Source organism: Stappia sp. P2PMeth1 (genome assembly GCF_900185735.1).
In the GTDB taxonomy this organism is placed as follows: Bacteria; Pseudomonadota; Alphaproteobacteria; order Rhizobiales; family Stappiaceae; genus Stappia.
Genome location: NZ_FYAW01000050.1, coordinates 96,950 through 122,604, shown reverse-complemented (window position 1 = coordinate 122,604; position 25,655 = coordinate 96,950). Strand labels below are relative to the sequence as shown.

The 25,655-nt window shown below is 67.9% G+C and carries 22 protein-coding genes; 11 read left to right on the top strand and 11 right to left on the bottom strand.

The features are described 5' to 3' along the window. Positions 1-56 precede the first annotated feature (56 nt). Positions 57-686, top strand: coding sequence for a hypothetical protein (locus tag P2PM1_RS23240; protein ID WP_186400726.1), 630 nt, complete (start codon positions 57-59; stop codon positions 684-686). Between the two features lie 6 nt (positions 687-692). Here the strand turns inward: P2PM1_RS23240 and P2PM1_RS23235 are convergent, their stop codons facing one another. Next, complete coding sequence (locus P2PM1_RS23235) at positions 693-2,321, bottom strand: VWA domain-containing protein (RefSeq protein WP_186400725.1); 1,629 nt, start codon at positions 2,319-2,321, stop codon at positions 693-695. Between the two features lie 301 nt (positions 2,322-2,622). Here P2PM1_RS23235 and groES point away from each other — a divergent pair, with 301 nt between their 5' ends. The 3 genes from groES to P2PM1_RS23220 all read left to right on the top strand — a co-directional run bounded on the left by groES (position 2,623) and on the right by P2PM1_RS23220 (position 5,240). Beyond that, the gene (groES, locus tag P2PM1_RS23230) at positions 2,623-2,910 is read left to right on the top strand and encodes a co-chaperone GroES (protein WP_186387007.1); all 288 of its coding nucleotides are present in this window, start codon (positions 2,623-2,625) and stop codon (positions 2,908-2,910) included. A gap of 104 nt (positions 2,911-3,014) precedes the next feature. Then, on the top strand, positions 3,015-4,652 hold the full coding sequence (groL, locus tag P2PM1_RS23225; protein ID WP_186387008.1) for a chaperonin GroEL: 1,638 nt from the start codon (positions 3,015-3,017) through the stop codon (positions 4,650-4,652). Positions 4,653-5,027: 375 nt separating this feature from the next. Continuing rightward, positions 5,028-5,240: a SlyX family protein gene (locus P2PM1_RS23220; RefSeq protein WP_186400724.1), complete on the top strand. Its 213-nt coding sequence runs from the start codon at positions 5,028-5,030 to the stop codon at positions 5,238-5,240. A 26-nt stretch (positions 5,241-5,266) separates the two neighbouring features. Here the strand turns inward: P2PM1_RS23220 and hisG are convergent, their stop codons facing one another. The 3 genes from hisG to P2PM1_RS23205 are packed head-to-tail and all read right to left on the bottom strand — an operon-like array spanning position 5,267 to position 9,086. Further along, positions 5,267-6,265 (bottom strand): ATP phosphoribosyltransferase, encoded by a 999-nt coding sequence (gene hisG / locus P2PM1_RS23215; protein WP_186387010.1) that lies wholly within the window; start codon positions 6,263-6,265, stop codon positions 5,267-5,269. Positions 6,266-6,276: 11 nt separating this feature from the next. Continuing rightward, positions 6,277-7,404, bottom strand: a complete 1,128-nt coding sequence (locus tag P2PM1_RS23210) for an ATP phosphoribosyltransferase regulatory subunit (protein ID WP_186400723.1) — start codon at positions 7,402-7,404, stop codon at positions 6,277-6,279. Further along, entirely contained in the window at positions 7,401-9,086 is a 1,686-nt protein-coding gene (locus tag P2PM1_RS23205; protein ID WP_186400722.1) for a HisS family protein, read from the bottom strand. The genes P2PM1_RS23210 and P2PM1_RS23205 overlap by 4 nt, the downstream gene beginning before the upstream one ends. A gap of 269 nt (positions 9,087-9,355) precedes the next feature. Between P2PM1_RS23205 and P2PM1_RS23200 the strand changes: the two genes are divergently transcribed. The 5 genes from P2PM1_RS23200 (at position 9,356) to P2PM1_RS23180 (ending at position 15,559) form a co-directional block, all read left to right on the top strand. Next, entirely contained in the window at positions 9,356-10,507 is a 1,152-nt protein-coding gene (locus P2PM1_RS23200) for a glycosyltransferase family 2 protein (protein WP_186387122.1), read from the top strand. Between the two features lie 34 nt (positions 10,508-10,541). Continuing rightward, positions 10,542-12,089, top strand: a complete 1,548-nt coding sequence (locus tag P2PM1_RS23195; RefSeq protein WP_186400721.1) for a glycosyltransferase family 39 protein — start codon at positions 10,542-10,544, stop codon at positions 12,087-12,089. A 71-nt stretch (positions 12,090-12,160) separates the two neighbouring features. Beyond that, positions 12,161-12,949, top strand: a complete 789-nt coding sequence (locus P2PM1_RS23190; RefSeq protein WP_186397233.1) for a ChbG/HpnK family deacetylase — start codon at positions 12,161-12,163, stop codon at positions 12,947-12,949. Between the two features lie 315 nt (positions 12,950-13,264). Then, a complete protein-coding gene (locus P2PM1_RS23185; RefSeq protein WP_186387015.1) occupies positions 13,265-13,954 on the top strand; it encodes a Crp/Fnr family transcriptional regulator in 690 nt (229 codons plus the stop codon). A gap of 171 nt (positions 13,955-14,125) precedes the next feature. Beyond that, positions 14,126-15,559: an amidase gene (locus tag P2PM1_RS23180; RefSeq protein ID WP_186400720.1), complete on the top strand. Its 1,434-nt coding sequence runs from the start codon at positions 14,126-14,128 to the stop codon at positions 15,557-15,559. A 436-nt stretch (positions 15,560-15,995) separates the two neighbouring features. Here P2PM1_RS23180 and P2PM1_RS23175 read toward each other — a convergent pair whose 3' ends face one another. The 6 genes from P2PM1_RS23175 to P2PM1_RS23150 all read right to left on the bottom strand — a co-directional run bounded on the left by P2PM1_RS23175 (position 15,996) and on the right by P2PM1_RS23150 (position 22,338). After that, positions 15,996-16,865, bottom strand: coding sequence for an oxaloacetate decarboxylase (locus P2PM1_RS23175; protein ID WP_186400719.1), 870 nt, complete (start codon positions 16,863-16,865; stop codon positions 15,996-15,998). 63 nt (positions 16,866-16,928) lie between these two features. Then, entirely contained in the window at positions 16,929-18,203 is a 1,275-nt protein-coding gene (locus P2PM1_RS23170; protein ID WP_186400718.1) for a TRAP transporter large permease, read from the bottom strand. Positions 18,204-18,206: 3 nt separating this feature from the next. Further along, positions 18,207-18,713, bottom strand: a complete 507-nt coding sequence (locus P2PM1_RS23165; protein WP_186400717.1) for a TRAP transporter small permease — start codon at positions 18,711-18,713, stop codon at positions 18,207-18,209. Between the two features lie 82 nt (positions 18,714-18,795). Continuing rightward, a complete protein-coding gene (gene dctP, locus P2PM1_RS23160; RefSeq protein WP_186400716.1) occupies positions 18,796-19,794 on the bottom strand; it encodes a TRAP transporter substrate-binding protein DctP in 999 nt (332 codons plus the stop codon). A gap of 976 nt (positions 19,795-20,770) precedes the next feature. After that, positions 20,771-21,445, bottom strand: a complete 675-nt coding sequence (locus P2PM1_RS23155; protein WP_186396972.1) for a DNA-3-methyladenine glycosylase I — start codon at positions 21,443-21,445, stop codon at positions 20,771-20,773. 173 nt (positions 21,446-21,618) lie between these two features. Beyond that, positions 21,619-22,338, bottom strand: a complete 720-nt coding sequence (locus P2PM1_RS23150) for a protein phosphatase CheZ (protein WP_186387022.1) — start codon at positions 22,336-22,338, stop codon at positions 21,619-21,621. 232 nt (positions 22,339-22,570) lie between these two features. Between P2PM1_RS23150 and P2PM1_RS23145 the strand changes: the two genes are divergently transcribed. Continuing rightward, positions 22,571-23,305 (top strand): DUF2927 domain-containing protein, encoded by a 735-nt coding sequence (locus tag P2PM1_RS23145; protein ID WP_208985396.1) that lies wholly within the window; start codon positions 22,571-22,573, stop codon positions 23,303-23,305. Between the two features lie 185 nt (positions 23,306-23,490). Further along, positions 23,491-24,219 (top strand): L,D-transpeptidase, encoded by a 729-nt coding sequence (locus tag P2PM1_RS23140; RefSeq protein ID WP_186387023.1) that lies wholly within the window; start codon positions 23,491-23,493, stop codon positions 24,217-24,219. Positions 24,220-24,322: 103 nt separating this feature from the next. Here P2PM1_RS23140 and glcF read toward each other — a convergent pair whose 3' ends face one another. Beyond that, positions 24,323-25,654 (bottom strand): glycolate oxidase subunit GlcF, encoded by a 1,332-nt coding sequence (gene glcF, locus P2PM1_RS23135; protein WP_186400715.1) that lies wholly within the window; start codon positions 25,652-25,654, stop codon positions 24,323-24,325. Between the last annotated feature and the right edge of the window lies 1 nt (position 25,655).

Genomic DNA, 25,655 nt, shown 5'->3' with positions numbered 1-25,655 from the left:
TCTATACGTTGCGCCGCAAAATACGCCTTGCGGGGCTTCAACAGGGTGGGGCTTGGATGATCAGGGGCAAGTCGGTTCGTTTCGGCACTTCGGTCGGGGATGCGGTGGCTGTCGGCGGTGGGCCGCGCAAGGCGGGCTCTGCGTCCGTTGCCAGGGCTTTGGTGCTTGCCACCAGCCTCGTCGTCCTGCTTCCTGCCACGGCGACTGCGCAGCAGACCATGCTTCCCCAGGACCTCGCCAGCGCCTATCAGGTGCTCGACGCGGCCTGGGACGAGGCGCCGCTCTCCTTCGCCGCCCTCGCCTTCGCGGAAGCTCCCGCCACCGGCTACGGGCAGTACACGCCCCGCGGCGACGCGGTCTTTGGTGCGGGCGACACGCTCACCGTCTATGCCGAGCCGGTCGGCTTCGGCCACGAAAAGACCGAGACGGGCTACGGCGTGCGGCTCAGCGCCGGCTTCGAACTGCTCAACATGTCGGGGCAGGTGCTGGCCGAACAGACCGGCTTTGCCGACCTGCGGGCCGACAGCCGCAACCGGCTGCGCGAATTCCATGCGACGCTCAGCTTCGCTTTTGAAGGTCTGCGGCCGGGCGACTACCGACTGGTGACGACGCTCACCGACACGGTGAGCGGCAAGACCGCCTCGGCCGAGATGCCTTTCACCGTTACCGCGCCTGCGGCGCAGTAAGACTGCTCATTTCTGCAGCCGGAGTTTGGTGATCTCCTCGGCAATGCGCTCAAACGCTTCGACCAAGGCGCTGTTCGACTTCGCGTCGAAGGCCATGGAGGGGGTCGTGGCGCACTCGTTCATCATCTTGATGGTGGTCGCATCGGTGATCTGGAAGGCCACCGTGTAGATCTGCACACCGGCCTTCTTGGCGTTGGAGCAGGTCAGCTTCAGCCGCTCATCCATCCGCTGGGCAATGGTCGAGGAATTGTCCGCCCCGTTGCCCAGCCGCTCTTCCGTGCCGTAGCCATAGGCTGCGTAGTCGGTCCGGTTGAACGAGTTCTGCCCGAAATAGGTATGCTCGCCATCGGTCATGACGATGAGCACGCGGACATGCTCCTCCTCCGAATCCTTCTTCACCTCCCGTCCCTCGGTGAAGGGCTCCGAGGGGGAAAGCACCCGCCAACCCCAGATCGCACCCTGATGGATGTTGGTGCCACCCGTCGCTTCCATCGACTGAATGTCGCGGAGCACCTTCGCCTTGTCGCTGGTCAAGTCGGTGATCGGCTGGGTCTTGCACCAGTAGTTGGGGCCGGAATTCGTATTCGTCCCAAGAGACAATGTCTGGTTTCGGTACTTGCACAAGCGCTTCTGGGCATATTCCCACTGAGTCATACCGGATGAACGATAGGCCTGACTCGCCGATTGCTGGCACGCTCCCCGGTCATCATCGAGATAGTTGTTGTAGTAGCTGTCGCCCCGGCGCCTGTTGGCAGTGGAGGGTTCATCGGGGGCGAATTGCGGGACGATCAGCGTCGCCGGGTTGGATTTGGACGGTGGCGTGTCGTCAACGTCATACGGCATCGGCCGCGCCTCGACACAGCCCAACCAGTCGGTTCTGCCAAATTGTTTGAACAACGTGAACCGGCTCGGCTTGCCGTTGACGAAATACCTGCTGTCGAACAGGGCCGGATCCGGTGTGCCATCAGCACGGGTTTCGAAATTCTTCCAGTGGACCGGCGACAGTCCCTCCCGGTCCATCCAGGACTCGGTGGCCTTGTCGGCGCCAATATTGACGTACTCGGAAAACGGCACGAGGCCGATCTTCACCCGGTCCTTCTTGTCACCGTCCTCGTTGATCTTGAACAGCGTCTCGGCGAGATCCTTGGCGGCCTTCTTCAGCGTCGTCATGCGGCTTCCGGCCATGGATCCGGAGTTGTCCAGCACCATCACCACATCGAAGGTCGCCTTGCCGACAACCGCCTCGGAGACCACCCGCACATCGATGTGACTCTTGCTCATGATGCTGCCGAGCATGGTCTGCACCGGCTTCTGCGCCCTCACCGTCACCGTGCCCTTCACCACCGACACGTCGAGCGCGACCCCGTCGGAACTCCCCTTGTAGATCGCGGCGAAATAGGCCTCGGCATTGGCCTTGACCTTCGCCTCGGACAGTCCCTGGCTGCTGTAGTTGGCAGCGAGCGCCGTCGCGTCTGCCGCCGCCTGCAGATTGACCTTCACATTGTAGGCCCGGGTGTAATCGATACCCGCGCCGATCACGAGCAGACAGACGCCGGTGCATACGGCAAGCGGCACCACGATGCTGCCGCGGCTGTCTGAGGCGAAACGTCTGGCGAGGCGCAGGAACTTCATCATGGCCCGGAGCCTACACCGCCGGCCTTGCCAAAACCTTTTCAAGACCCGTCAGGGCCCCGGAAACCGTGTTTTCAGAAGGTGCGTGTCCGGGTGCCCGTCCCGGTGGATCTCCGGGTGCCTGGTGCCGCAGCAAAAAGCGGCGCGGGAGACCATTGACAGGTGCAGGAGAGGCGCCTACATCAAGCGCGCTGTTAGCACTCTCATTCACAGAGTGCCAACGTGGTCGGCGATCCGGGCGACCCCGACGGAGGGGCGCCGGCGCGACAAGTACCACGCTGGCCCCAAAAGGAAAGAGCACGACATGAAGTTCCGTCCTCTGCATGATCGCGTTGTTGTGCGCCGCGTCGACTCCGAGGAGAAGACCGCCGGCGGCATCATCATTCCGGACACCGCCAAGGAGAAGCCGCAGGAAGGCGAAGTCGTCGCCGTCGGCCCGGGCGCCCGCAAGGAGAACGGCGACCTGATCGCGCTGGACGTCAAGGCCGGCGACCGCGTGCTGTTCGGCAAGTGGTCCGGCACCGAGGTCAAGATCGACGGTCAGGACCTGCTGATCATGAAGGAAAGCGACATCATGGGCGTGGTCGGCTAAGCCGCACCGCGCTTTTTTCGTCCTTTTCGCGGTCGCTCGCCGCAAGCCTTCTTCAGGCCGCAGGCGCGACACCGCGATGATCCAAACCACATGGAGACATGAAAATGGCTGCCAAAGACGTCAAGTTCTCTTCCGACGCCCGCGACCGCATGCTGCGCGGCGTCGACATCCTCGCCAACGCCGTCAAGGTGACGCTTGGCCCGAAGGGCCGCAACGTCGTCATCGACAAGGCTTTCGGCGCCCCGCGCATCACCAAGGACGGCGTCTCCGTCGCCAAGGAAATCGAGCTTGAGGACAAGTTCGAGAACATGGGCGCGCAGATGGTGCGCGAGGTCGCGTCGAAGACCAACGACATCGCCGGCGACGGCACGACCACCGCGACCGTCCTGGCCCAGGCCATCGTCCGTGAGGGCGTCAAGGCCGTTGCCGCCGGCATGAACCCGATGGACCTGAAGCGCGGCGTCGACCTCGCTGCCCAGACCGCCGTCAAGGACCTCGAGGCCCGCTCCAAGAAGATCTCCACCTCCGCCGAAGTGGCGCAGGTCGGCACGATCTCGGCCAACGGCGACACCCAGATCGGCGAGGACATCGCCAGCGCGATGCAGCGCGTCGGCAACGAGGGCGTGATCACCGTCGAGGAGGCCAAGTCGCTCGAGACCGAGCTCGAGGTTGTCGAGGGCATGCAGTTCGACCGCGGCTACCTGTCGCCCTACTTCGTGACCAACGCCGAGAAGATGGTCGCCGAGCTGGAGAAGCCGTATATCCTGCTGCACGAGAAGAAGCTCTCGAACCTGCAGGCCATGCTGCCGATCCTCGAGGCCGTCGTCCAGTCCAGCCGTCCGCTGCTGATCATTGCCGAGGACGTCGAGGGCGAGGCGCTTGCCACGCTCGTGGTCAACAAGCTGCGTGGCGGCCTGAAGATCGCCGCCGTCAAGGCTCCGGGCTTCGGCGACCGCCGCAAGGCCATGCTCGAGGACATCGCCGTCCTGACCGGCGGCACGGTGATCTCCGAGGATCTCGGCATCAAGCTCGAGAACGTCACGCTCGACATGCTCGGCACCGCCGAGAAGGTCTCCATCACCAAGGAGAACACCACCATCGTCGACGGGTCGGGCAACAAGGCCGACATCGAGGGCCGCGTGGCGCAGATCAAGGCGCAGATCGAGGAGACCACCTCGGACTACGACCGCGAGAAGCTGCAGGAGCGTCTGGCCAAGCTCGCTGGCGGCGTCGCGGTGATCCGCGTCGGCGGTGCGACCGAGGTCGAGGTGAAGGAAAAGAAGGACCGCGTCGACGACGCTCTCAACGCGACCCGCGCGGCCGTCGAGGAAGGCATCGTCCCGGGCGGCGGTGTTGCCCTGCTGCGTGCCAAGAAGGCTGTCGAGGCGCTGACCTCCGACAATCCGGACATCATGGCCGGCATCAAGATCGTCCTGCGCGCTCTTGAGGCTCCGATCCGCCAGATCGCCCAGAACGCGGGCGTCGAGGGTTCGATCGTGGTCGGCAAGATCCTGGAGAACAGCGACGAGACGTTCGGCTTCAACGCCCAGACCGAAAAGTACGTCAACATGGTGGAAACCGGCATCATCGACCCGACCAAGGTCGTGCGCACGGCCCTCCAGGACGCGGCTTCGATCGCCGGTCTGCTGATCACCACCGAGGCGATGGTCGCCGAGCTGCCGAAGAAGGACTCGCCGGCTCCGGCGATGCCGGGCGGCGGCATGGGCGGCATGGACTTCTAAGAAGTCCATCAAGCCGCCCATCACCGGGCATCCTGAAACCGCCAACAGGCGGTTTCAGAGGCGGCATGGACTTCTAAGAAGTCCATCAAGCCGCCCATCATCGGGCATCCTGAAACCGCCAACAGGCGGTTTCAGTGGCGGCATGGACTTCTAAGCATTTTCCAGCGGAGCGAAGCTTCGCGTCGCGCAAATGCGAAAAAAAAGAAGTCCAAAGCCAGAAACAACGAATGGGCGGCCCTCGGGCCGCCCATTTGCGTTTGAAGCCCGCCCTGCCCACATGGACAGCGGCGGGCGCAAGAGGTATGGCGAGGGCCGCAAGGCTGCCTGGAAAGGCCGGCCCGAAAGACCCGACGAGAAGAGCCGAGGAAGAGTGCCATGGACCGCGATACGCTGGCCCGCATCGAGCGGCTGGAAGAGCAGCTCGCCTTCCAGACGCGCACCGTCGAGGAGCTCAACGAGGTGGTCACCCGACAGGCCGACCAGATCGACATGCTGAGCCGCCGCCTGGCGGCCCTGGGCGAGCATGTCGAGGAGTTGGAAGACGCCGCCGCCGGCAATGTGCCGGTGGCCAAGCCGCCGCACTACTGAGCCGGCGGGCAGGCGTTCCTAGCGCGTCAGCCGCTCACCTGGGCGGCGAGCCGCTCGAACAGCGGGTTGGCGGCGGTGAAGACGTAGTCGAGCGTCGTCACGCTGACATGCGGGGCGCCGTGGTCGCGCAGCAGCGTGGCGCAGTCGGCGGCGCGATCCGCCGGGCAGTGCAGCAGCAAGGGCTGGCCGACCTGGGTGCCGAAGGGCGCGACCGCGCCGAACTGCTCGGCCGCCGTGCGGGCGGTCAGCTCCGGCGCCTGCACCAGCGCGCGGATCTCGCGATGCGAGCGGGCCCGCTCCTCCGCCGCGATCCGGTCGAGGATGACCCTTGCGGCGGCAAGCTGCGCCGGCGTCCACTCGGCCTTCAGCGAGGCGACGAGATGCGCCTGGCTCTTCAGGATGACGCCGTCGTCCAGCACCTTGAGATTGTTGGCGGCAAGCGTCGAGCCGGTGGTGGTGATGTCGACGATGAGCTCCGCCGTACCGGCGGCCGGGGCGCCCTCGGTCGCGCCGGCGCTTTCGACGATGCGGTAGTCGGACAGGCCGTGCTGGGCGAAGAAGGCCCGCGTCAACGCCACATATTTGGTGGCGACGCGCAGCCGCCCGCCGTTGCGGGCGCGGAAATGCGAGGCGACGTCGACGAGATCGGCCATGGTCGACACGTCGATCCAGGCATCGGGCGCGGCGACAACCACATCGGCGAAGCCGAAGCCGAGCGGGGTGACCACATGCACCAGCTCCTCGGGCCGCGAGATCGTCTCATGCACGAGATCGAGGCCGGTGACGCCCAGATGCGCCTGTCCGGTGCTGAGCTCGCGGGCGATCTCGGAGGCCGACAGGAAGGCGATCTCCACCTCGGAGGCGGCAAAGCGGCCGAGCCGGCCGCGATAGTTGCGCGCCCCGCCCGGACGGCCGACCGGCAGGCCGGCACGGGCGAAGAAGTCGTGGGTGTTGTCCTGCAGCCGTCCCTTGGAGGGCACCGCGATGATCAGCGGCTGGGCGGCGGTTTCCGGCGAATGGGTCATGACACTGCGCCTCAGATCCGGTCGAGCCAGATGGAAAAGCCGGTCGCCGGGATATGGGTCTCGGCGCCGAGCAGGGCGAGCAGGCGGTCGTAGCGGCCGCCGCCGACGATCTGGCCTGCCGCTTTGCGCGAGGCCGAGTGAATTTCGAAGACGAAGCCGGTGTAGTAATCGAGCCGGCGGCCGAAATCGGCGGAAAACTCGAGGTTCCCCACATCGACGCCAGCCGCCTCCAGCGCGTCCAGCCGGGCGGTGAAGCCGGCAAGCGCGGCAGCCAGATCGAGCCCCGAGCGGGTCGCGAAGGCCTCCAGCGCCGTCACCGCCTCGCGAGGACGGCCACGGATCGCCAGGAAGGCGGAGAGCAGCTCCGCCGCCCGGTCGGTGCCGCTGTCATGGGTGGCGAGCGCCGCCTGCTCCAGCAGCCGGCCGGCGATGTCGGCAGCGCTGCGGCCGGCGATCGGGCGCAGGCCGGAAAGCCGCAGCAGCTCGGCAACGGCCTGCTGCGCGGTTGCGGGATCGACGCCGTCGAGCGCCCGCATCAAGGCGGGGGCCGGCATCGCGCCCTCCGGCACGCCGCCGGTCATGGCGGCGATGGCCGCGTCCAGCCGGTCGCGTTCGCCGAACAGCTCGCCGAGCCGGCGGCGCCACACGGGCGCAAGATCCAGCCCGTCGAGCACGGCGCGGAACAGCGCCTCGTCGCCGATCTGGATCGTCGCATCGTCGACGCCGAGCGTTGCAAGGCTCTCCAGCGCCAGCGCCAGCACATGCGCGTCGGCCTCGGCCTCGTCCGGCCGGCCGAAGCACTCGACGCCGGCCTGCATGAACTCGCCGGCACCCTCGCGGCGCTGGCGGAACACCGGGCCGCAATAGGAATAGCGCGCCGGGGTCGTCGCGCCGGGCCCGTCGAGATGGGCGCGGCAGACCGGGATCGTGTAGTCCGGGCGCAGGCACAGCTCTTCGCCGGCCGCGTCCGAGGTCAGGTACATGCGGCCACGGATGTCTTCGCCGATCAGATCGAGAAACAGGCTGCTCGGCTGCAGGATCGCCGGCTCGACAGCGGGAAAGCCGGCGGTCTCGAACAGCGCGGTCAGGGCCGCGTAGCGCGCGGCCTGCGGCCCGGCGGGGTTCGTGGCGGGGCTCACTTGGTCACTCCCGCATCGCCGTCCTGGCGGGCGCGGTCCTCGGCCTGCTCGGCCAGCATCCGCCGCACGGTGGCGACGATGTCGGCCTCGGGGATGCTGACCTGCGCCGGGCGGCTCTCGCGCCAGGTGACGTTGTCGGCGATCTCGCCGGAAAGCCGCTTGCCCTCGATCAGGTCCTTGATCTGGACAGTGCCCTCGGCCCGTTCGTCGCCGCCCTGGATGATGGCGAGCGGGCAGCCGCGGCGGTCGGCATATTTGAGCTGGTTGCCGAACTTCTTCCAGTTGCCCTGATACATCTCGGCGCGGATGCCGGCAGCGCGCAGCTCCTGCGTCATCTTCTGGTAGCGGGCAAGGCTTTCCGTGTCGCCGTCCATCACCGTGACCAGCACGGGGGCGACGACCTCGTCGGCCTGAAGCTTCTTGAGGTTCTTCAGCGCGCTCATCAGGCGCGAGACGCCGATGGAAAAGCCGGTCGCCGGCACGTCGCGCCCGGTGAAGCGCTTGACCAGGCCGTCATAGCGCCCGCCGCCGCCGACAGAGCCGAACTGCACGACCTCGCCCTTCTCGTTGGTAACGTCGAACAGCAACTCGGCCTCGTAGACCGGGCCGGTGTAATATTCGAGCCCGCGTACACAAGTCACATCAGCTTGAATACGCTCGTTAGAATATTCAGACCTCTCGCATAGCTCAACGAGCGACACGAGCTCCTCGATCGCACTCCCAAATTTTTCTCCGAATTTCTCAAGATATTTATGAGAAACCTCCCTCAAATACTCGGCTGGACTGACCATAGTTTCGACTTTCGGTCTATCCTTAATTACCCAGTCAACGAAATTTCCTTTCGTCCAGCTACCTTTCTGATCGCTCTCAAGGGCAAAATCATAGAATTCCTCAAGCGGGAGAGTTGAGTTACCGCTTCTCCATTGCGAAAACCTCGCAGCCGCTAGGAGAGAACTAACATTCTCGACTTGATCTTCGCTCAACCCCGCGCCCTTGGTGAAGTCGCCGCTCTCGTCCTTGCGGCCCTCGCCCAGCAGCAGGCGAACGCCCTCGATGCCGAACTTGTCGAGCTTGTCGATGGCACGCAGCACGGTCAGCCGGCGCTCGGCATTCTCCTCGCCGCCCAGGCCGATGGCCTCCATCACGCCGTCGAGCACCTTGCGGTTGTTGACGCGGATGACATAGGACCCGCGCGGAATGCCGAGAGCCTCCATCGTGTCAGCCATCATCATGCACATCTCGGCATCCGCCTGGACGCCCGGCGCGCCGACGCTGTCGGCATCGAACTGCATGAACTGGCGGAACCGGCCCGGCCCCGGCTTCTCGTTGCGGAACACCCAGCCGGCGCGGTAGCTGCGGAACGGAAGCTGGATCTCGTTGATGTTTTCCGCGACATGGCGAGCGAGCGGCGCGGTGAGATCGTAGCGCAGGCTCATCCACTGCTCGTCGTCGTCCTGCACCGAGAAGACGCCAGCATTCGGCCGGTCGGTGTCGGGCAGGAACTTGCCGAGGCAGTCGGTATATTCGAAGGCCGGCGTCTCGACCGGATCGAAGCCATAGCGCTCGTAGACCTCGCGGATCTTCGCCAGCATCGCCTCGGTGGCACGGATATCGGCGGCCGAGCGGTCGACGAAGCCGCGCGGCAGGCGGGCCTTCAGCTTGGACGGTGTGTTCTTGGCCATCGGCGTATCGGAATCCATCGCGGGCGCGCGCCTTTTTCAAACATGGTCAAAAAGGAGTGCGCGATCTTGCAGTTGCCGGTTTCCTAGACGAAACGGCCCGCGCGGGCAAGGATGGCGGGGAGAGTGCCGCCGGCGCGCGCGGGGCGCCGCGGCGGATCGGCGCTTGCATTCGGGGGCGTTCCGACTATGGTCCCGCGCGGTTCCGCCGCAGTGGCTCTCGGGTCGCGGGCGGTCAAACAGACTGGATCCCCTTGATGTTCGGAGTTCCCATGCCGGGTGACGGCATTCTGCAGACGGGCGAGGCCAGCGAAACGGCGCCGCTTGGCGCAGCGCGGCTTTCCGTCGTGCTGCCGACCTATAACGAGCGCGACAACCTGCCCGTCCTGATCGACCGGCTCGACGCCGCGCTGGCCGGCATCGCCTGGGAGGCGATCGTCGTCGACGACAACTCGCCCGACGGCACCGCGGATGTCGCTCGCGCCATCGCCGCGCGTGATCCGCGCGTGCGCGTCATCCGCCGGGTCGGGCGGCGCGGCCTGTCGGGCGCCTGCGTCGAGGGCATGCTGGCGTCCTCCGCCGACTATGTGGCGGTGATGGATGCCGACCTGCAGCATGACGAGACCCTGCTGCCGAAGATGCTGGCGGCGCTGTCCAACGGCGCGGCCGACCTTGCGGTGGCCAGCCGCCATGTGGAAGGCGGCGACGTCGGCACCGGGCTTTCCGGCGTGCGTGCCTCCGGCTCCGGCCTTGCCAACCGGCTGGCGCGGGTGTTGCTGAAGGTGACCCTGTCCGACCCGATGAGCGGCTTCTTCATGATCCGCCGCACCGAAGTGGAGCGGCTGGCGCCCGGCCTCTCGTCGCAGGGCTTCAAGATCCTGCTCGACATCGTCGCCACCGCGCGCGGCTCCTTGCGCATCGTCGAGCTTCCCTTCGTCTTCCGAGAGCGCCTGCATGGCGAGAGCAAGCTCGACACGCTGGTGGCGCTCGACTTTCTGGGGCTCGTCTTGTCCAAGCTCGTCGGCGACCTGGTCTCGATCCGCTTCCTGATGTTCATGCTGGTCGGCGCGTCCGGCGTCGTCGTGCATATGGCGGCGCTGTTCGCGCTGCTGGAGATCGGCGGCCTCTCCTTCCCGGTGGCGCAGACGGCGGCGACCTTCGTCGCCATGACCACCAATTTCTGGCTCAACAACCGCCTGACCTATCGCGACCGGCGGCTGCGCGGCTTCGCGGCCCTGCGCGGCCTCTTGACCTTCTATGTGGTGTGCAGCGTCGGCGTCGTCGCCAATGTCGGCGTCGCCTCGCTGGTCTATCAGGAGGATGCCGGGCGCATCCTGGTCGGGCTCGCCGGCCTTGCCGGCGCGGTGATGGGCGCGGTGTGGAACTATGCGGCAAGCTCGGTGCTGACCTGGCGCAAGGCCTGAGGCGTAGGCCTTCGCGCGCGACAAGGACGACGAGATGGCGGGACACGGCTCCAACAACGAGGCAATCCAGCCGGGCGGCACGGCAGCGGGGGCCCTGCCGCTGTGGCTGCGCCCGCTGCCCCTCGCGCTGCTCGTCGCCGCCCTCGCCGTGCTGCGGCTGCTGGTCGCCGCCAAGGCCGGCCTTGCTGAGGACGAGGCCTATTACCGGCTCTGGGGGCTGCATCCCGCCGCCGGCTATTACGATCACCCGCCGATGGTCGCCTGGTTCGCCTTCCTCGGCCAGTCGCTGTTCGGCGACACCGCGCTCGGCCTGCGGTTCCTCTCCGTGCTGTCGGCCGCCATCGGCTCGGCGGCGATCTGGCGCACCGGCCTGCTGCTCTATGGCGCGCGCGAGGCCGGCTATGCGGTGCTGTTCCTCAATGCCAGCCTGCTGATCGGTGCCGGCAGCCTGCTGGCGACGCCGGACGCGGCGTCCGTGCTGTTCTGGGGTCTTGCCCTCTGGGCGCTGGCCGAGCTGACCGCGAGCGAAAACCCGTGGTGGTGGCTCGCCGTCGGCCTGTTCGCCGGGCTCGGGCTCAATGCCAAGTATTCGGTGCTGTTTCTCGGCGCCGGCATCGTGCTCCATCTCGTCTTCGTGCCGCAGGCGCGGCGCTGGTGGGGCGCCTGGCAGCTCTGGGCCGGCGGGCTGCTGGCGATCGCCCTGGTGCTGCCGGTGATCGGCTGGAACGCGGCGCATGACTGGGCCTCCTTCGGCAAGCAGTTCGGCCGCGCCGTGCCAGAGGGCTGGAGCACGCGCTACCTGCCGGAATTCGTCGGTGCGGTTGTCGGCCTTGCCAATCCGCTGGTCGCGGTGCTGGCCGGCATCGGCCTGGTGCGGATCGCCCGCGCGGCCCTGCGGGGCGAGCCGGCGGGCGGTCTGCTGCTGTGGACCAGCCTGCCTTTCGTCGTCTACCTCTTGGCGCATTCGCTGCATTCGCGCGTGCAGGGCAACTGGCCGGCGCCGCTGTTTCCGGTGATCGCCCTTGCCGCCGCGCTGATTGCCGCCCGGCCGCCGGCATGGCCCGGCGCGCGGGTCTGGCAGCGGTTTTCGGCCGTCGCGATCGCCCTTGGGCTTGCGGTGTCGCTGATCGTCTATGTCCATGCGGTCGTGCCGCTGACCGGCGCCCTCGCCCGCAAGGATCCGACGCATCAGATCCGCGGCTGGGCGGAGATCGGCGCGGAATTGCAACGGCTTGCGGCCGAGCAGGAGGCGGCCTGGATCGCCACCGACGCCTATGGCCTCAACGCGCAGCTTGCCTGGCAGCTCGACCGGGCGATGCCGGTGGAACAGGTCGACCAGCGCATCCGCTACGCGATGCGGCCCGATCCGGATCCCGAGCGTGTCGCCCGCCCTGCCCTCTTCGTCGCCCAGGAGCGGCGCGATCCGGGCACGGAGCGCCTGTCGGCGCGCTTTGCCGAGGTCGAGCAGATCGCCGTGCTGACCCGCCGGTCGGACGGCACGCCGGTCGAACGCCTTGTCGTCTACCGGGTGGCCGAGCCGCATGCCGGCACGCCGTTCGATCCGGTCTACCCGCTTCCCTGAGCCGCCCGGCAAGCCGAGCCGGCAAAATTGACACTGGTGCCGGCCGGCCCGCCGCTGCATAGAATTCCGCCATGAAACGGATCCTTCTCACCTCACCGGACTACGGCCTGGCCTTCGGCGTCGACAGGGCCCTGCGCGAGCTGATCTCGGCCGGCGCGCTGTCCGCCGTGGGGTGTCTCGTCGTCTCCGACCTGTGGTCGCGCGAATACCTGCCGCTGCGCGATACGGTCGACAGCGTGCGCCACCGGACCCTGGTCGGCCTGACGCTGACGCTCACCCATCCTTTCGCGCCGCTGTCGATGCGCGCGCGCAGCCAGTTCGGCAACCGGTTTCCAAAGGCGCGCTGGTGGCGCTGGTGGGGGGCGCTGCGGCTGCTGCCCGACGAGATGCTGGCGGAGGAGGTCGAGGCGCAGATCACCTGTTTCGAGGAGTTCTACCAGCGTCCGGCAGACTTCCTGCATGTGGCGGAGGACCTGCTGGCCGTTCCCGCCCTCGCCCGGGTGGTGCTGAAGCAGGCGGCCCTGCGCCGCTGGCCGCCGCGCATCGTGATGCCGCAACTCAGCCCGCGCGCCGCCGCGCGCTTCACCCGCGATGCGCGCGATGCCGGTCTCAAGGTGCTGGAGCGCGGCCCCGACTTTCCCGAGGCCATCGACCAGGGGGCCCATGTCCAGCATCTGCGCCGCGGGCTCGACGGGCTCGCCGACCGCACCGTCGTGTTCTGCCAGCCGGGCGAGATCGACGATCGGCTGCGGCGGGCGGAGCCGCGCGCCCGGCTCGATACGCGCAGCGCCCAGTTCGCCTTCTTCCGCGGGGATACGTTCCCGCTGCTGCTGATGGAAAAGGACATTTTCCTGTATTGACGCGCGGCCCGAAGGCCAGAAACGCGAAAACCGGCCCCCCGCGGGGATGGGGGGCCGGTTTTTCGGGAGGGGCGCTGCCAGGTCAGGAGAGCAGCGCCTGTTGTTCTTGATATAGGGGCGCGGCGGCCCGGTTACAGTGACGACGGTCACATAATCGCTTTGCTGCGGGCGAAACCGCCGTACAATGGCGCAACGGGGCCATTCCGGTCCGGCGCGACGGGGCAGTCGCACCGGCGCATCCTCCAGTTCATGCGGCATTCATGCGCCAGCCCCGACACTGCGCGTCCATCGTGGCGACGAATCGAGGCAGGACACATGGTCGAACTGAGGAACTTCCTCGAGAACAGCTTCTCCATGGAGGGGCTCGACTGCAATCTCGCCGCCGGTCTCGCCGCGCTGGCGCGGCCGATGTCGGTGAAGCCGGGCGCCATCCTGTTCGAGTCCGGCGATCCCGGCAACGGCTGCTACGCGATCCTGGAAGGCTCGCTCAAGGTCTCGATCGTCAGCGTCGAGGGCGACGAGCAGTTGCTGGCCGTGCTCGGCCCCGGCGCCATCGTCGGCGAGCTCGCCCTGCTCGACGGACGGGCGCGCTCGGCCACCGTCACCGCGCTGAAGCCGACCCGCCTCGCCTTCATCGAGAAGCACGCCTTCGAGCGCTTCGCCGACGAGAACCCGGCGCTCTACCGCCACATGCTCTACATCGTCGGCCAGCGGCTGCGCCAGGCCAACGACGTGCTGGCGGCCCGCTCCTTCCTGCCGCTGCCCGGCCGCGTCGCCCAGACGCTGCTGCAGCTCGCCGACACGTTCGGCAAGCCGGTCGACAAGGACCGCATCCTGATCCACTACAAGCTGTCGCAGGCCGACATCGCCAACATGGCGGGGGCGGCGCGCGAAAACGTCAGCCGCGTCCTCAACGACTGGAAGCGCGCCGGTACGATCAGCCGCATTTCCGGCTATTACTGCCTGGAAAAGCCGGACTGGCTGCGCCGCGCCTCGGCGCTGTAGGAGCCTGCCTATCTCCAGGCGCCCGCCCTTGGCATTCGCGCCGAAACATGTGACATTTCAAGTAACTGGCGCGAGGGGGGCTTCAGTCTCCCGCGCACAGTCCCGCCCCGTTTGCCGCCGGCCGGCCCTGCGCCCGCACAGCCGGCGGCCCCAGCCCCAAGGGTTCCGCCGATGTCGTTACAAGAGCTGCTCGAACTGTCCGCCGTCGAGCTTTCGCGCAAGATCCATGGCCGCGACGTGTCGGCCCGCGAGGTGATGGAGGCGACGCTGGCGCGGATCGAGGCGGTCAATCCGGCGATCAACGCCATCGTCTCGCTGCGCGACGGCGATGCGCTGCTGGCCGAGGCGGAGGCGGCCGACGTCGAGCTCAGTGAGGGGCGCTCGCGCGGGCCGCTGCACGGAATCCCGCAGGCGATCAAGGACCTGGCGATGACCGCCGGCATTCCGACGACGATGGGCTCGCCGGTCTTCGCCCGCCAAGTGCCGGAGGAGGACGGCATCCAGGTGGCGCGGATCCGGGCGGCCGGCGGCCTTCTCATCGGCAAGACCAACGTGCCGGAATTCGGCCTCGGCTCGCATACCTACAACCCGCTGTTCGGGCCGACGCGCAACCCCTACGACAGGACGCGCAGCGCCGGCGGCTCCAGCGGCGGGGCGGCGGCAGCGCTGGCCGCGCGCCTGCTGGTGGTGGCAGACGGCAGCGACATGATGGGATCGCTGCGCAATCCGGCCGGTTTCTGCAACGTGCTGGGCATGCGGCCGAGCTACGGCCGGGTGCCGTCGGGGCCGGGCCCGGAGAGTTTCTTCGACACGATGGCGACGGAAGGGCCGATGGCGCGCAGCGTCGACGATCTGGCGCTGCTGCTGTCGGTGCAGGCCGGGTACGACCCGCGCGCGCCGCAATCGCTGCCGGGCGACGGGTCCGAATTCGTGCCGCCGATCCGGTCCGACATTGCCGGTCTCAGGGTCGGCTGGCTCGGCGATCTTGGCGGACATCTGCCGTTCGAGCCGGGACTGCTGGAGCTGTGCCGGGCGGCGGTCGACGTCTTCGCCGGGCTCGGCTGCCGGGTCGAGGAGCCGGCGCCGGGCTTCGATCCGGAGCGGATTTTTCAGGCCTGGGCGGATCTGCGGAGCTGGCGGGTCGCCGGAAAACTCGGCGGCCTCTATGAGGCGGCGGCCACCCGCGACAAGCTGAAACCGGCGGCAATCTGGGAAATCGAGCGCGGCCGCGCGCTGGCGCTGGCCCGGCTGGAGGAGGCGAGCGTGGTGCGCAGCGCCTTCCACCGGGCGGTGCTGCGGCTGTTCGAAACGGTCGACATCCTGATCCTGCCGACGGCGCAGGTGTTTCCGTTCGACGTCGATCTGGACTGGCCCAAGGAGGTCGGCGGCCGGGCGATGGACACCTACCACCGCTGGATGGAAGTCGTTGTTCCGGCAAGCCTTCTGGGCCTGCCCGTGGTGGCGGTCCCGGCCGGTTTCTCGGCGTCCGGAGTGCCGGCCGGCATCCAGATCATCGGCCGACCGCGCGACGATCTCGGCGTCTTGCGGGCGGCGAAAGCCTATGAGCAGGCGACCGACTGGCTGGCGCGCAAGCCGGCGCTTTGACGCAAAAAAGAGGCCGCTCCGGGGGAGAGCGGCCTCCGGGCCGGTCGGCCGATCGGGCAGGCGTTCCGGCTGAGAGCGGAAGCGTTTGGTCGAGCGGCAGATCGGGATTGCCGTCGCGCTTTCGGTCTCGTAGCGGTTTACGCCGGCAGAGCGGCGATGGATCATCTCCTTGCGGAAACTTGCCGAAATCGACGCCAACCACTTGTTCGATAACGACAATCCGAATTGAGAATTTTCGAGACGGATTTTGCAAAATTTTGAGAAATTTTGCGTTTTCCGGTCCTAACCCGTCTCAATTTTCTCGAAATCGGCGCGCGGCGGGCATTCCGGCCCGCAATAGCGACTTATCCCCGCCGCGCGGGGCGAGCGGCAAACACCTTATCCCCGCCTGCCGCCGGTGTGAGATAGTGTCGTGAGATAGTGTCGTGAGATGGTGTCACTCACGACGGTCGGCGTAGTTCGCCTCTTCTTCGTAATAGGCGTCGAAGCCGACCGCCTTGCGCAGGGAGGCGAAGTCGAGCAGCGCCTCGTCGGGATGGCGGCCTGCCTTGATCACCTGCAGCGCCTCCTGCATGGCGCGGGTCACGGCGGAGAGCAGGGTCAGCGGATAGGCGGCGAGCCGGTAGCCGATGCGCTCAAGCTCGGCATGGGGCAGAAGCGGCGTGGCGCCGCCCTCGACGAGATTGGCCATGTGGATGCCGGGCACCTCGCGGCAGATCCGCTCCATCTCCTCGACGGACTGCGGCGCCTCGACGAAGAGCAGGTCGGCGCCGGCCTCGCGGAAGGCGGCGGCGCGCTCCAGCGCCTCGTCGAGACCATGGCCGTGGCGGGCGTCGGTGCGGGCGAGGATGAGAATGTCGGCGCCCTCCTCGCGGGCATCGACCGCCGCCTTGATGCGGTTGACGGCCTCGGTGCGGTCGACGACCAGCTTGCCGCGGGTGTGGCCGCAGCGCTTGGGCGCGACCTGGTCCTCGATCATGATCGCGGCAAAGCCGGCCTGGGCGTAGCCGCGCACGGTGCGCTTGACGTTGAGGGCATTGCCATAGCCGGTGTCGCCGTCGCCGATGACCAGCGCGCCGGTCGCCGCGCAGACATTGCGGCCGGTGTCGACCATCTCGCCATAGGAGATGAGGCCGGTGTCGGGCGCGCCGATGCGGGCGGCGGAGACGGCAAAGCCCGACATGAAGGTGACGGGAAAGCCGGCATCGCCGATCAGCTTGGCCGACAGGCCGTCGAAGCAGCAGGGCATCACCGTGAGCGGGGTCGCGGCAAGATGGGCGCGCAGGCGCGCGGCGGGAGAGGACATGGACATGCCTTTCAGTCAGGAACCGGGCGGCGGAAACCGGGCAGCAGAAACCGGGCGGGGCGCCTACAGCCGGAAGGGAATGTAGAGCGCGATGCCGGGCCACCAGAAGATGGCGGCGGCGCAGACCAGCATGATGACGAGGAACGGCAGCACGCCGGAGGCGACCTCGCCCATGCTGGCCTTGCCGACCGCCTGTATCACATAGAGATTGAGCCCGACGGGCGGGGTGATCAGCGCGCATTCGATCATGATGACGAAGAAGACGCCGAACCAGACCGGATCGATGCCGAGCGCCATCAGCGCGCCGGAGAGCACCGGCACCATGATCAGGATCATCGACAGGGATTCCAGGAACAGGCCCATGATCAGCAGGACCAGGGCGACCACCAGCACGAACATGCCGGCGGTCGAGATGTGGTCGGACAGGAACAGCGAGATGTCCTGGGGAATGCGATAGAGGGTGATCGCCTTGCCGAAGACCTTGGCGCCGGCGACGATCAGCAGGATCGCCACCGTCGTCGTCATCGCCTCGGCGACCGCGTCGCGGAATTTCGGCCAGTCGAGGGTGCGCAGGATCGGCCCGACCACGACCAGCGAACCGAGGAAGCCGACGGCCGCCGCCTCGGTGGGCGTGAAGATGCCGAGATAGATGCCGGAGATCACCAGGCCGGCGAGCAGCACGGTCGGCAGGGCGCGGATCGCCGTGCGGCGGCGCTCGTCCCAGCTTGCCTTGGGGCTCGGCTGGTAGTCGGCGGCAAAGCTCGCATAGAGCACCGACCAGACGATGAACAGCGCCATCAGCAGCAGGCCCGGCCCGACGCCGGCCAGGAACAGGGCGATGATCGATTCCTCGGTGATGACGCCATAGACGATCATCGGGATCGACGGCGGAATGAGAATGCCGAGCGTGCCGCCGGCGGCCAGCAGGCCGAGCACGAAGCGGCGCGGATAGCCGCGCGAGGTCATTTCCGGGATGGCCACGGTGCCGATGGTGGCGGCGGTGGCGACCGAGGAGCCGGAGATCGCCGCGAAGACGCCGCAGGACAGGATGGTGGCGATGGCGAGCCCGCCCGGCCAGTGGCCGACCCAGGCCTGCACGGCGGCGAAGAGATCGCGCCCGACGCCGCCCTTCAGCAGCACGTTGGACATCAACAGGAACAGCGGCACGGCGATCAGCACGAAACTGTCGGCCGCCGACAGCAGCCCCTGCGGCACCATCAGCGGCGAGAAGCCGCCGAAATAGAGCAGGCCGAAACCGAGGCCGGCCAGGGTGAAGGCGACCGGCACACCGACCAGCAGCAGCGCGAACAGCGCCAGGAGGATGAGAATGGTGGTCATCGTCTAGTGCTCTACCGAACCGCGGGGAAGATTTTCGGCCCCGCCGGTGGCGACGCGCAGCGCCTCGACCAGCGCCTGCAGGCCGAGCAGGGCGAAGCATAGCGGCAGCGAGACCTGCGCCCACCAGGCCGGCAGGTTGAGCATGGAGCCGGTGGTGCGGCCGCGCTGGAACGAGTCCCAGGCGATGCCGCCGCCGTCGCGGACGATGACCGCCGCCAGCGCGGCGATGAACAGCAGCACGAAGACTTCCTGCACCTGGCGCAGGCGCGGCGACAGCATATCGGTCAACAGGGTGATGGTGATGTGCTGGCGGCGATGCAGCAGGATGGCGGCGCCGCCGAAGGTCGCCCAGACCAGCAGCATGCGCGACAGTTCCTCGGCCCAGATGGTCGGCGCGATGAAGACATAGCGCATCACCACCTCGTAGCCGAGCATCAGGGCGGTGGCGAAATAGGCCCATCCGGCGACCGTCCCGAACAGGCGGGAGACGGCGTCGATCACACGCAGCATCGGCGGCAACCCCAGTTTTTGCGGAAGATCCGGGAGCGCCGGGGCGGAACGGGCCGCCCCGGCGCAGATGTCGGACAGGCGATCAGTCGTTGAGGGCGCGGGCGGCGGCCAGCACCCTGGCCCCGAGCTCGCCCGAATCGGCGAGGAACTGGTCGTAGACCGGCTGCGCCGACGCCTTCCAGGCCTCGATCTCCTCGGCGGTCGGCTCATAGACGGTCATGCCGTTCTCGAGCGCGGCCTTGTAGGAGGTGGCCTCGATATCGGCCATCCGGTCGCGCACGTCGGTCTCGGCGAACAGCGCCGCCTCGTTGATCCAGGCGCGGTGCTGCTCCGGCAGGCCCTGCCAGAACCGCTCGTTGACGACGACGATGAACTCGATGTCGGCATTGTTGGTGACGGTGATCGTGTCCATCACCTCCCACAGGCGCCGGGCATCGACGCCGGACACGCCGGTCATGCCGACATCGACGGTGCCGCGCTGATAGGCGATGTACTGCTCCGAGCCGGAGACCATGGTCGGCGCGCCGCCGGCGGCCTTGATCCATTCGCCGAGGGTCTTGCCGAAGACGCGGACCTTCTTGCCCTTGAGATCGGCCGGGGTGCGGATCGGCCCGCCCTTCGACAGCAGCACGGAGCCGCCATAGGCCTGCCACCACAGGACGCGGGCGCCGGTGTCCAGGATCGCCTCGTCGAGCGGCCCGCGCACCGGGCTGCCCGGCGCCACCGCCTTGCGCACCAGCTCGTCGCTGTTGAGCAGGAACGGCATGTAGAAGACGTCGACCGCCGGCACGTCGCCGACATAGCGGGTGAGCGAGGCGACGCCCATCTCGATGGAGCCGGAGCCGACCGCCTGCGGCACCTCGTCGTCCTTGTAGAGCTGGGCGGAATCGTAGATCTCGACCTTGATGTCGCCGCCGGAGATCTCTTCCACCTTCTGCTTGAAGACGGTGAGATTCTCGCCGAGATGGCTCTTCATCGGCAGTTGCAGCGTGATGCGCAAGGTGGTGGTGTCGGCAAGGGCCGCGGACGCGGTCAGCGCCAGGCCGGCGGCAAGGCCGATGGCATAACGGGCAAGTTTCATCTCAGTCCTCCCCAGGGGCGGCTCCCGGCGCGCCCGCAAGCGGCACCGTTCGAACGGCACCTGTCGTTGCGGCCGGAGCGCCTTGCGTCGTGCGACGCGGCCCGGCCAGTTGGATCCACGCATCGCGGGCCGGCAACCGCTGCCGGTTTCCGGGACGATGCTGTCGGGGCACGGCTGCGAGGCGGACAGGGCGAGAGGGGCAAACCCGCAAGCCCCGTGGCCGCCGCCTCCTGGCAAGCCCTTGTGGCAAATGCGATGTCAGCTAAGCCGATGCGACGGGCCGGTGCAACCTCGTTGTGACCGCGGCCGCAACTCGGCATGGGATAGCCGGCGGGGGCGGGTGTGGCGATGGCGGCGGGGGGGCGGCGGCGCTGGCGGTGCGCAGGCGAGAGAGGGAGCGGGAGCGCAGGCGAGAGAGGCGGGCGGCGGAAGGCCTCAGGCTGCCGCTTTCGCACAACCATGAGACCCAGCGGATACTGGATACCCGCCTTCGCGGGTATGACAGCCGTGGAATGGAGCGAACGCCGTCCCGCCTCACGCCCGCCTGACGGCGCTTGCCGTATCCATCCCCACGACCGTCGTGGCTCGCCGGTCCCGGCTCGGCGCTGGCGCGCCGTCCGGGAAGACGCCAAGGAGAGGGTGGAGCCGGCAAAACGGCAGCAGCGAGTGGAGCGACACGCCTTCCGCCTCACGCCGGCCGAGGGTGCCAATGGATCCCGGCTCGGCGCTGCGCGCGGCCGGGATGACGGCCTGAGAATGAGGCGCGACCTCACCCCATCTCGGCCGTCACCCCCGGTCGCACGCAAGCACGCGCCGGTCACCCCACCCACGGATGTCACCCCGGCCGCAGGCGAAGCCGGAGAGCCGGGGTCTATTGGCTGCCAGAGCGGCGGCGGGGACGCGGCGAACCGTCGTCTGGCCGGCTCTGCGCTACGCGCGGCCGGGATGACCTCCGAGAGAGAGGAACAGCCGCGCCTTACGTCGGGCGGACCAGCGCCTGTCGTTGCCGCTCGACCTCCTCGCGCACGCAGCAGCCCTCGAGATGGTCGTTGACCAGCCCCATGGCCTGCATGAAGGCATAGACCGTGGTGGGGCCGACGAAGCTCCAGCCGCGCTTCTTCAGGTCCTTCGACAGGGCGCGGGAGGCCGCCGTCTGGGCGAGCACCGAGAGCGAGGCATGGTCGCAGCGCTCGGGCCGGTCCTGCGGTTCGGGCTCGAAGCTCCAGACATAGGCGGCGAGCGAGCCGCGCTCGGCGGCAAGATCGCAGGCGCGGCGGGCATTGTTGATGGTCGAGACGATCTTGCCGCGATGGCGGACGATGCCGGCGTCCTGCAGCAGCCGCTCGACATCGGCCTCGCCGAAGCGCGCCACCGCCTCGAAATCGAAACCGGCGAAGGCGGCGCGGAAGCTCTCGCGCTTGCGCAGGATGGTCAACCAGGACAGGCCCGACTGGAACCCCTCGAGGCAGAGCTTTTCGAACAGGCGCCGGTCGTCGGTGACCGGGCGGCCCCATTCCGTATCGTGATAGGCGAGATAATCCGGCTTGTTGCCATGCCACCAGCAGCGGCAGCGGCCGTCCTCGCCGCGCAGCAGGCCGGGCGGCAGATCGTCCTGCGCTGCTGCCCCGCCGGTGTCGAAAGCCTCGCTCATCATCCCTCCCCGGCCTGCGGCCGCGCCAATCGTTCGCTCTTTGTTCTTGATAGCAGGGCCACGCCAGCCTGTGAAGCCCGCCTTTTTTCGCTCGCGCCGGGCTCGCTGCGCTCGCCGGCTCCGCGGGGCGGGCGTCACCCAGCGACGGGAGCACGGGATGGCGGGGTCCGCGATCAGGCGAACAGGGCGTCGATGTCGTCCTGGCTGGCGACGCCGTCGTCGGTGTCCAGCGAGGGGCCGTTGAGCAGGGCGGCGTCGCCCTCGCGCACGGCGCGCTCGTCCGGCTCGATCGTCTTGAAGGTCTCGATGCCGCCCCAGATGTCCATCATCCGGATGATGCGGTCCTCGATGAAGCGCAGCGTGGTGATGACCTTGTTGATGCGCTGGCCGGTGAGATCCTGGAAGTTGCAGGACTCGAAGATCTGGACGACCTTCTCCTGGATGTCGTTGGCAAGATCCGCGTCCTGACCGCGCAGGCGCGCGGCCAGCGTGTTGGCCGTTTCGTCGATGAACTCGGCCGCCGAGAGAATGCTCTCCGTCGCCCCTTCGGTGCCGTGGACCACCGCGTCGAGCTCGTTGGTGACCCGGTTCATCTCCTGGCCTTCATGGCCGGTGGTGTGATGCAGCGTGGCGATCTCGCGCTTGGTCCGGGCGATCGCCTCGTAGATCGAATCGAGCTCGGCCTTCAGCTTCACCGCCTCGCCCAGTTCATGCTTGAACTGCTCGAGCATCTGGTTGCCGACCTCCTCGGGCGGGCGAATCATCGCCTTGATCGAGGCGATTTCCGCCATCAGCGCCCGATACTGGATGTCCGACCCTTGCGCGGAGCCGCTGTCGGCGCTCGACTGCTGCAGGAGGCTCTCGGCTCTAAAGGCTCGTCTGGTGGCCATCATGGTCGGGGTCGTCTCCAGATCTTCTAGGTCAGGCGATGTCGGGACAGGCAATGGGGGCGCCGGACTCCTGCTATAGCCGGCGAGGATTTAAGGAATGGTTCCGGGCATGGCTGCCGCAACGGCATTTTCGACAGGGGGCGAGCTTTTGCGTTCCGCTCCCCTGCCCGGTTCTGTATGCTGCCCGGCGGCGGTCGACGCCTGACTGAGATGCCGTTACCGGGACACCGAACCCTTGCGCCGACCGCTGTCGCGACTGATCCTGCTGCTATGCCTTGCCCTGCCGGCCGTTGCCGGCGGCCCAGTGTCCCTGCGCGCGGCGCCGCCGACCTTCTCCACCGAGGAACTGATCGACGGCTTCATGAAGACCGTCTTCGGGCTGGAATACCGCTCGTGGAGCTGGCAGCCCTATCTCGTCAAGAAATACACCGGGCCGGTGCGCTTCTACGTCCACAACATGGCGGCAAGGGACCGGCGGCCGACCGTCTATCGCTTCATCGAGCAGATCGGCGCCGGGATCCGCGGCCTGTCGACGATCATCGTGCCGACGCCGGAGGAGGCGAACTTCCACGTCTATGTGGTCGACCGCGGCCAGTATCGCGACGTGGTGCGGCGCCACATCTACAAGGACCCGACCGCCGACGTGCCCGGCCGCTGCCTGGTGCGGGTGGTCTCCGACCGGCGCGGCATCTCGCAGTCGGCGGCGGTGATCGTCTCCGACGAGGGCGACTTCCTGTTCCGCCGCTGCCTGGTGGAGGAGCTGCTGCAGGGGCTGGGGCCGATGAACGACGACGATTCGCTGGTGCATTCGGTGTTCAACGACCGCTCCCGGCACAGCCGCTTCACCACCTTCGACCGGCTGCTGCTGAACATGCTCTACCATCCGCGCATCCAGCCGGGCATGAGCCCGGCCCAGGTCGAGCCCCTGCTGCCGGCGATCGTGCGCGAGATCCGCCCGCTGGTGAACTGACGCGCCGCCGATTCACGCGGCGTTCACCATGTCCTTCAACCCGGCGCTAACCAAACGGAGAGAATCCCGCCCAGCTTGCGCCAGGGTTTACGATTGGCTGCCGCGCAACCGCTACCTTGAAGCAATCCGCCGCCAGACCGGCCGGCGGCCTATCGTGGTGCGACGAAGAGGTTGCGAGTACGTCGATGAGCCGAACAGGTTTTCTCCTTGCCGCGGCGATGCTGGCCGGCGCGATGGCGCTGTCCCCCGCCAGGGCGGATTATCGCAGCGGCGCCGGCGCGCCGCCGCTTCTGCTGAGCCCCGACCTGACCGAACCCTGGGTGATGCAATTGCAGCCCCACCGGCGCCAGATGCGGTCGCAGGTGACCACCCGCCCGGTGATGCGCCAACCGCAGACCCTGCAACAGGTGCGCCACATGGGCGTCGCCCCGGCGGTGGCGGCCCGGCCGCAGCCGCCGCAGCGCCAGGTCGACCCGCGCTTCCTGCCGACCACCGTCGCCTATGACGGCAAGCACAAGCCCGGCGACATCGTCATCGATACCGAGGCGCGCTATCTCTACCTGGTGGAAAAGGGCGGCTTTGCCCGCCGCTACGGCGTCGGCGTCGGCCGTCCCGGCTTCGAATGGGCCGGCACGCACACGGTGACGCGCAAGGCCGAGTGGCCGGACTGGCGCCCGCCGGCGGAAATGCGCAAGCGCCAGCCGCACCTGCCGGTGCACATGGCCGGCGGCCCGAAGAACCCGCTCGGCGCCCGCGCGCTCTATCTCGGCTCGACGCTCTACCGCATCCACGGCTCGAACGAGCCCTGGACCATCGGCCGGGCGGTGTCCTCGGGCTGCATCCGCATGCGCAACGAGGACGTGATCGACCTCTACGACCGGGTGCCGGTCGGCGCCAAGGTCCACGTCCGCTAACCGTTTTTCTGCAAGGTCCCCGCAAGCGACAGCCCCCGGACGGTTCCGCCGCCCGGGGGTTTTCGTTTGGCGGTTTTCGTTGTCGAGCCGGCAGCTTGCCGCCTCAGGCCGTGGCGGCAAGACCCGTCTCGGCCAGGAGCGCCGGCTCCGGCCCGCCATAGGCCCAGTCGAGCAGCAGCACCGTGTGCAGCACCGGCAGGTCGGTGCCGCTGCCGATCTGGGTGATGCAGCCGACATTGCCGGTGGCGACGAGATCGGGCGCGGTCTTCTCGATATTGGCGACCTTGCGGTCGCGCAGGCGGCGGGCAAGGTCCGGCTGCAGGATGTTGTAGGTGCCGGCCGAGCCGCAGCACAGATGCCCCTCCGGCACGTCGCGCACGGCAAAGCCGGCCGCCGTGAGCAACTGCTTTGGCTGGCGGGTGATCTTCTGCCCGTGCTGCATGGAACAGGCCGAGTGATAGGCGACCGTCAGCCCCGTGGCGCGGGCCGGCGCACCGAGGTCGAGGCCGGCGAGGTACTCGGTGATGTCCTTGGCCAGCGCCGAGACCCTGGCGGCCTTTTCCGCATAGGCCGGATCGTCCTTCAGCATGAAGCCGTAATCCTTGATCGTGGTGCCGCAGCCGGATGCGGTGATCAGGATGGCGTCGAGCCCCTCGCCCTCGATCTCGCGCGTCCAGGCATCGACATTGCGGCGGGCATCGGTCAGCGCCTGCTCCTCGCGGCCCATGTGATGGACCAGCGCGCCGCAGCAGCCCTCGCCCTTCGGCAACACCACCTCGACGCCGACGCGGGTGAGCAGGCGGACGGTCGCCTCGTTGATCTCCGGCGCCAGCACCGGCTGGGCGCAGCCGGTGAGCAGCGCGACGCGGCCCTTGCGCGCGGCGCTAGCTGCCGGATAGGCGCTGCCCGGCTTCAGCGAGGAGGGCGACGGCGCCTTCAGGGGCGCGAGCGAGAGCATGGCGCCGAGCTGCTTGAACGGACCGCCAAACGCGCCCAGCAGGCCGGCGAAGGGCCGGGCATAGAAGGCGGCGGCCAGCGACAGGCGGAAGCGGCCGGGATGCGGCAGCACGAAGGCAAGCAGCGCGCGCACCATCCGGTTGCCGAGCGGGCGGCGATAGGTCTTCTCGATATGGGCGCGGGCATGGTCGACCAGGTGCATGTAATGCACGCCCGAGGGGCAGGTCGTCATGCAGGAGAGACAGGACAGGCAGCGGTCGATATGGCGCACGGTGCGGGCATCGGCCGGCCGGTCGTTCTCCAGCATCTCCTTGATGAGATAGATGCGGCCGCGCGGGCTGTCGAGCTCGTCGCCGAGCAGGGCGAAGGTCGGGCAGGTGGCGGTGCAGAAGCCGCAATGGACGCATTTGCGCAGGATCTTTTCGGACTCCGCCATATGCGGGTCGGCAAGCTGATGGATGGAGAAGCTGGTCTGCATG

Coding starts and splice junctions, on each gene's coding strand:
- P2PM1_RS23195 (WP_186400721.1), top strand. CDS start 10,542: ATGGCGGGACACGGCTCCAACAACGAGGCAATCCAGCCGGGCGGCACG.
- glcF (WP_186400715.1), bottom strand. CDS start 25,654: ATGCAGACCAGCTTCTCCATCCATCAGCTTGCCGACCCGCATATGGCG.
- dctP (WP_186400716.1), bottom strand. CDS start 19,794: ATGAAACTTGCCCGTTATGCCATCGGCCTTGCCGCCGGCCTGGCGCTG.
- P2PM1_RS23200 (WP_186387122.1), top strand. CDS start 9,356: ATGCCGGGTGACGGCATTCTGCAGACGGGCGAGGCCAGCGAAACGGCG.
- P2PM1_RS23220 (WP_186400724.1), top strand. CDS start 5,028: ATGGACCGCGATACGCTGGCCCGCATCGAGCGGCTGGAAGAGCAGCTC.
- P2PM1_RS23240 (WP_186400726.1), top strand. CDS start 57: ATGATCAGGGGCAAGTCGGTTCGTTTCGGCACTTCGGTCGGGGATGCG.
- P2PM1_RS23185 (WP_186387015.1), top strand. CDS start 13,265: ATGGTCGAACTGAGGAACTTCCTCGAGAACAGCTTCTCCATGGAGGGG.
- P2PM1_RS23150 (WP_186387022.1), bottom strand. CDS start 22,338: ATGATGGCCACCAGACGAGCCTTTAGAGCCGAGAGCCTCCTGCAGCAG.
- P2PM1_RS23170 (WP_186400718.1), bottom strand. CDS start 18,203: ATGACCACCATTCTCATCCTCCTGGCGCTGTTCGCGCTGCTGCTGGTC.
- groL (WP_186387008.1), top strand. CDS start 3,015: ATGGCTGCCAAAGACGTCAAGTTCTCTTCCGACGCCCGCGACCGCATG.
- groES (WP_186387007.1), top strand. CDS start 2,623: ATGAAGTTCCGTCCTCTGCATGATCGCGTTGTTGTGCGCCGCGTCGAC.
- P2PM1_RS23180 (WP_186400720.1), top strand. CDS start 14,126: ATGTCGTTACAAGAGCTGCTCGAACTGTCCGCCGTCGAGCTTTCGCGC.
- P2PM1_RS23205 (WP_186400722.1), bottom strand. CDS start 9,086: ATGGCCAAGAACACACCGTCCAAGCTGAAGGCCCGCCTGCCGCGCGGC.
- P2PM1_RS23175 (WP_186400719.1), bottom strand. CDS start 16,865: ATGTCCTCTCCCGCCGCGCGCCTGCGCGCCCATCTTGCCGCGACCCCG.
- P2PM1_RS23155 (WP_186396972.1), bottom strand. CDS start 21,445: ATGAGCGAGGCTTTCGACACCGGCGGGGCAGCAGCGCAGGACGATCTG.
- P2PM1_RS23235 (WP_186400725.1), bottom strand. CDS start 2,321: ATGATGAAGTTCCTGCGCCTCGCCAGACGTTTCGCCTCAGACAGCCGC.
- P2PM1_RS23140 (WP_186387023.1), top strand. CDS start 23,491: ATGAGCCGAACAGGTTTTCTCCTTGCCGCGGCGATGCTGGCCGGCGCG.
- P2PM1_RS23165 (WP_186400717.1), bottom strand. CDS start 18,713: ATGCTGCGTGTGATCGACGCCGTCTCCCGCCTGTTCGGGACGGTCGCC.
- P2PM1_RS23190 (WP_186397233.1), top strand. CDS start 12,161: ATGAAACGGATCCTTCTCACCTCACCGGACTACGGCCTGGCCTTCGGC.
- hisG (WP_186387010.1), bottom strand. CDS start 6,265: ATGACCCATTCGCCGGAAACCGCCGCCCAGCCGCTGATCATCGCGGTG.